Source organism: Mesorhizobium sp. M7A.F.Ca.CA.004.06.1.1, assembly GCF_003999135.1.
Lineage (GTDB): Bacteria > Pseudomonadota > Alphaproteobacteria > Rhizobiales > Rhizobiaceae > Mesorhizobium.
In genome coordinates this window covers 1-1,023 of sequence record NZ_RZPQ01001219.1, presented here as the reverse complement: position 1 = coordinate 1,023, position 1,023 = coordinate 1, and the positions used below count along the sequence as shown (strand labels likewise).

The 1,023-nt window shown below is 59.6% G+C and carries 1 protein-coding gene and 1 pseudogene; one reads left to right on the top strand and one right to left on the bottom strand.

The window, feature by feature from the left end; genetic code table 11:
- Positions 1–244, bottom strand: a pseudogene (locus tag EN906_RS35275) (MFS transporter); the annotation flags it as partial.
- Between the two features lie 100 nt (positions 245–344).
- Between EN906_RS35275 and EN906_RS35270 the strand changes: the two are divergent.
- Positions 345–947, top strand: coding sequence for a TetR/AcrR family transcriptional regulator (locus tag EN906_RS35270; RefSeq protein ID WP_127268976.1), 603 nt, complete (start codon positions 345–347; stop codon positions 945–947).
- Positions 948–1,023: the final 76 nt, after the last annotated feature.

Genomic DNA, 1,023 nt, shown 5'->3' with positions numbered 1-1,023 from the left:
GGCCGCCGAACAGCAAAAAACCGCCGGTAAACACGGTGTAGGCGCTCACCACCCATTGCAAGGTCTGGCCGGAAAAGCCCAGCCCAGCCCCGATTTCGGGCAGCGCCACGAAGACGATGTTGATGTCGAGAGCGATGATAAGCTGGGCGAAGGCGAGCAATGCCAGCGTGGCGCCGCGCTTCGCGCCAATCCCTCCCTGTGTCGCAGTGGCGCCGAATGGCAGCCCTTGATCGAGTGAACTCATGCCAGTCTCCTTTCGATTCTTTATCGATCGACAAAGAATTGAATTTGCAATCTTGAGTCAAGCGGATTATTTGTGGATCGATAAAGAAATGGAGGTTGCGATGGCGGGACGGCCAAGGGAGTTCGACAGAGCCCAGGCTCTGCAGAAAGCGCGCGATGCCTTCTGGATGCGCGGCTACGAGGGCACCTCGATGGCCGACCTCGTCTCCATGCTTGGCCTGGCCTCGGCGCGCATCTATGCCGCCTTTGGCTCGAAGGAGGATCTGTTTCGCGAAGCCGTTGTTCTCTACGAAACCAGCGAAGGAAGCTTCGCCACCGGTGCCCTTGCCGAAGAACCAACCGCTCGGCGGTTTGTCGAGCGGCTGCTGCGCGATGCGATCGATATCTACACAAGGCCGGATCTGCCGAAGGGCTGCATGGTTGTCTCGGCCGCCACCAACTGCGCTACCGAAAATGACGGCGTGCTGCATTGGCTGGCCGAGCGCCGACTGGCGCGCAATGCATTGATTGTGGAGCGCCTGAGAAAGGGTGTTCGCGACGGCGACCTCAAGCCGGATACCGATCCGGAAGCGCTTGGCGACTACTACACCACGCTGTTGTTTGGCCTCTCAGTGCAGGCGCGCGACGGGGTGCCGAAGAAGCGGCTGCATGACCTGGTCACCGTGGCGATGCCTGCGCTCGACGGTTTCGTCTCACAGCCTTGAGTCTTGCTTCTGGCGCCTCGCGATTTCGACTGCAATTGTCTCGACAAGCTGCCCTGCCGCAAATTATCTATAAAAC